The organism is Streptomyces sp. SID3343 (assembly GCF_009865215.1).
Classification (GTDB): Bacteria; Actinomycetota; Actinomycetes; order Streptomycetales; family Streptomycetaceae; genus Embleya.
In genome coordinates, this window is the sequence record NZ_WWJX01000229.1 from 1 (window position 1) to 3,711 (window position 3,711).

The 3,711-nt window shown below is 69.7% G+C and carries 4 protein-coding genes; 3 read left to right on the forward strand and 1 reads right to left on the reverse strand.

Features of this window, described 5'->3' with window-relative positions; all coding sequences use genetic code 11:
- Positions 1–187 precede the first annotated feature (187 nt).
- The gene (locus GT354_RS08375; protein ID WP_161355630.1) at positions 188–655 is read left to right on the forward strand and encodes a hypothetical protein; all 468 of its coding nucleotides are present in this window, start codon (positions 188–190) and stop codon (positions 653–655) included.
- Between the two features lie 173 nt (positions 656–828).
- A complete protein-coding gene (locus tag GT354_RS08380) occupies positions 829–1,674 on the forward strand; it encodes an SDR family oxidoreductase (protein ID WP_161355627.1) in 846 nt (281 codons plus the stop codon).
- Positions 1,675–1,722: 48 nt separating this feature from the next.
- Here the strand turns inward: GT354_RS08380 and GT354_RS08385 are convergent, their stop codons facing one another.
- Positions 1,723–2,460, reverse strand: coding sequence for an IclR family transcriptional regulator (locus tag GT354_RS08385; RefSeq protein ID WP_346011928.1), 738 nt, complete (start codon positions 2,458–2,460; stop codon positions 1,723–1,725).
- Between the two features lie 324 nt (positions 2,461–2,784).
- Here GT354_RS08385 and GT354_RS08390 point away from each other — a divergent pair, with 324 nt between their 5' ends.
- A complete protein-coding gene (locus GT354_RS08390; RefSeq protein WP_161355629.1) occupies positions 2,785–3,618 on the forward strand; it encodes an MBL fold metallo-hydrolase in 834 nt (277 codons plus the stop codon).
- Positions 3,619–3,711 lie beyond the last annotated feature (93 nt).

The window sequence follows — 3,711 nt, forward strand, 5'->3', positions numbered from 1 at the left end:
GCCCGATGCCCGATGCCCGATGCCCGATGCCCGACATGGGGACCGCCTGACGGACGGCGACTTCGTTCTTGCCCGGTGGGTGTCTACTACTCGATCGTCGAGGGATACGAGGTCACGCCAGTCGACTGACCGCGTGACCGCGCTCGTGGACGGGTTTGTGCTTGCGGTGCTCGGGCAGCGGGGCGGCATGGTTTCAGGAATCCTGCGAGGTGCCGCTGCGGGTGCGGCCGGTGTCACCGCCCTCGATGCGGTCACCTACGCCGACATGGCCGGTCGGGCGCGTTCGACCAGTGAGACGCCGCAACGTACGGTCGCCACGATCGCGCGCCGCATCGGGCACCCTGTCGAGGGCGACTCCGACACCCGTGCGAACCGGTTGACGGGGCTCGGCGCGCTCTCGGGCATCGCGACGGGGGTTGGGGTCGGTGCCGCTTTCGGTCTACTACGCGACATCGGGCTACGACCGCCGATCTGGGCGGGGTCGCTGCTCGTGGGCGCCGTCGCGATGGTCGCGGCCAACGGTCCGATGGCTGTGTTGCAGGTGTCGGACCCGCGTACCTGGTCGACGGCCGACTGGATCGCCGACATCGTGCCGCACATCGCGTATGGCTTCACGACGTACGCGGCGCTGGTGGCGATGGACGGGGCCGGATGACCGGACCTGCGAAGGTCCATACGCATCGTGCGGCGGTCCCCGGCACACCGGCGGCTGCGGCCTGGTAGCGGCCGCGCGGGGTGACGGGTAGCGGGTAACGGGACAGCGATGGCGTCCGAGTTCCGCACCGGCGGTGGCCGGAGGCGCTCCGGCACAGGAAAGGCGGGACAGACATGACGGGACCGATTCTCATCACCGGCGCGGGCAGCGGCTTCGGCAAGGAGGTGGCGCTGCGGCTCGCGGAGGCGGGGCGTGAGGTGATCGCCGGAGTGGAGATCATCGCCCAGGTCAGTGCGGTCCGCGCCGAGGCGCGGGAGCGAGGTGTCGAGCTACGCGTCGAAAAGCTGGATGTCACCGATCCCGCCGATCGTGAGAACGCCTGGAGCTGGGACGTGGACGTCCTTCTCAACAACGCGGGCGTCTCCGAGGGTGGCGCCACCGTCGACATCCCGGAGGAGCGGCTGCGCCACCAGTTCGAAGTGAACGTCTTCGGCCCCATTTTGCTCACGCAGGGAATCGCCAAGCGGATGGCGGCCCGCCGCAGCGGCCGGATCGTCTTCATGTCGTCGGTCGCCGGGCTCACCGTCGACCCGTTCACCGGCGCGTACGCGGGCTCCAAGCACGCCGTCGAGGCCTTTGCCGACGCTCTCGACCAAGAGCTCGCCGAATTCGGGGTCACGGTCGCCACGATCAACCCCGGCCCGTTCCTCACCGGGTTCAACGACACCATGTTCGAGACGTGGAAGACCTGGCGTGACGTTCCCGCCGACCGCCTCTACGACTACGCCGAGTTGTCCTTCCCGCATGAGCAGTACGACCCCGAGCCGGTATATCGGCGGACCGTCCAAGTCCTGCTCGGGGAAGACTCCCGCTACCGGCATCTGCTCCCCGTGGAGATGGAGTCACAGGCTCGCGAGCAGGTCGAAGCCCAGTGGAGCCGCCGGCTCAACGACGGCCGCCGGCCCGCGCTGGTGGCGAAGGCGTACACCATCGACCCGGGTACGCCGGTCACGTCCTGACGCTCCGACGCTGAACCCGCAGCCGCGAGCGGGAGCACGGGCGGGTGCTCAGCGGCCGAGGGCCGCGCCGACCTGTCCCGCGGCGCCGACGATCTGGGCGGCGATGTACGGGATGTCGTCGTCCGGGAGGCGATTGTTGGGGGCGGCGATGGCCAAGGCGCCCCGGGGGCGGCCGTGGCCGTCGATGACGGCGGCGCCGATGGCGCGGATGTCGTCCTCGCTCTCGGCCTCGTTGACGGCGTAACCGCGTTCGCGGATGGCGTCGAGTTCGGCGAACAGCGTGGTGCGGTCGGTGGTGGATCGGTCGGTGACGGCGGGCAGGCGTTCGTCGGGGTACATGATCTCCAGGGTCACCGGGCTGAGCAGGGCCAGCAGCGCCTTTCCGCCCGAACTGCAGTGTGCGGGAAGGGTACTGCCGACACGCAGGCCCACCCGCAGCGCGCGCCGGGACTCGATCCCGCCGATGAAGTACGCGGTGGTGTTGCGCAGGGTGATGAGGTGCGCGGTCTCGCCGCAGGTCTCGGCGAGCGCGCGCAGGGCCGGCTCGGCGGCGGGGAAGGTGACGTCGGCGACACTGGCGCCGAGGTCCACCAGTGCCGGGCCGGGGATGTAGAGACGGCTGCGGCCGTGGGCGCGGGCGACGTAGCCGCGACGTTCGAGGGTGGCCAGCAGTCGGTGGACGCTGGAATGCGGCAGGCCGAGGACGCGGCTGATGTCCGAGAGCCGCAGGGCGCCGGATTCGGCGACGACGCGAAGCACGTCCAGGGCGCGTTCGACCGACTCCACTCCGGGCGCCGCGGGCCCGCCACTTGATGACTCGTCATATTTCCGCACAGCGGACAGAGTAGCCGGTCTTGTCGAGGCCTGGGGTTCCGAAACCCGGTTGATTCACCATACGGTCACTCAAGATTTCCGCAGGACAGACAGACAGTTCGGCGGAAGTGCGGAAGTCCTGGGAGTGCCGGGAGTGCTGTCACCCGAAGCCGCGCGACTCGGTCGGAGCCTCGAGGTGTTCGAGGTGTTCGGTTCGTGGTGACCGAACTGTTCGAAGTGGTCGAGGCAGCCGGATGCGAGACCGGATGCGGGACCGGATGTGAGAAAGGAACACCAATGGAGCTCGTTCTCCTGGGTACGGCGGGGGGACCGCGTCCGTCGGTTCACCGGGGTGCGCCCGCGCAGGCGATCCTGCATCGCGGTCGCATTCACGTGGTGGACTGTGGCAACGGCGTCGCGGGTCGGCTGGTCAAGGCCGGGCTCGCGCTGCGCGACCTGGCGGGCGTCTATGTCACCCATCACCACGCCGACCACATGCTCGACATCGGCGCACTGCCGCTGACCGCGTGGACGGACGGGCTCAAGACCGGTGTCGACGTGTACGGTCCGCCCACGACGGCCGAGGTGTTCCGACACTTCCTGGCGATGGTGGACATCGACCTCAGGGCCCGTACCGCGACGACCGGTCGGGTTCCCTTCCCCGAGCTGATCACCTGCCACGACGTGCCCGCGGGCGGCGTCGTGTACGAGGCGGACGGCCTGCGGGTCACCGCCGCGGTCGTGGACCACCCGCCGATGGAGGTCGCGCTCGCGTACCGATTCGACACCGAGGAGCGATCGATCGTGGTGTCGGGCGACACCAGGCACTGCCCGGCCATGGTCGAGCTCGCCAGAGGGGCCGACGTCCTGGTGCACGAAGCACTGCACGTGGGGGCACTCGAACTCCAGTTGCAAGGTTCCGGGGCCGACACGCTGCGCGAGCACTTGACCGGCTGCCACACCAGTGCGCAGGACGTGGGCCGGATCGCGACGGCTGCGGGCGTCGGGAAGCTCGTGCTGTCGCACCTGGTGCCCTACCACGCCGAGGTGACCGACGACATGTGGCGCGAGGCGGCCGGAGAGACGTTCGATGGCGAGATCGTCGTCGGCCACGACTTCCTGCGTGTATGACGGCCCCCGTCATGACGCCCCCCGCCGAGGCCCCCCGCCGAGGCAACCCCGTTGGCGCAACCCCGTCATGACGCCCACGTCGTGACACCCCGC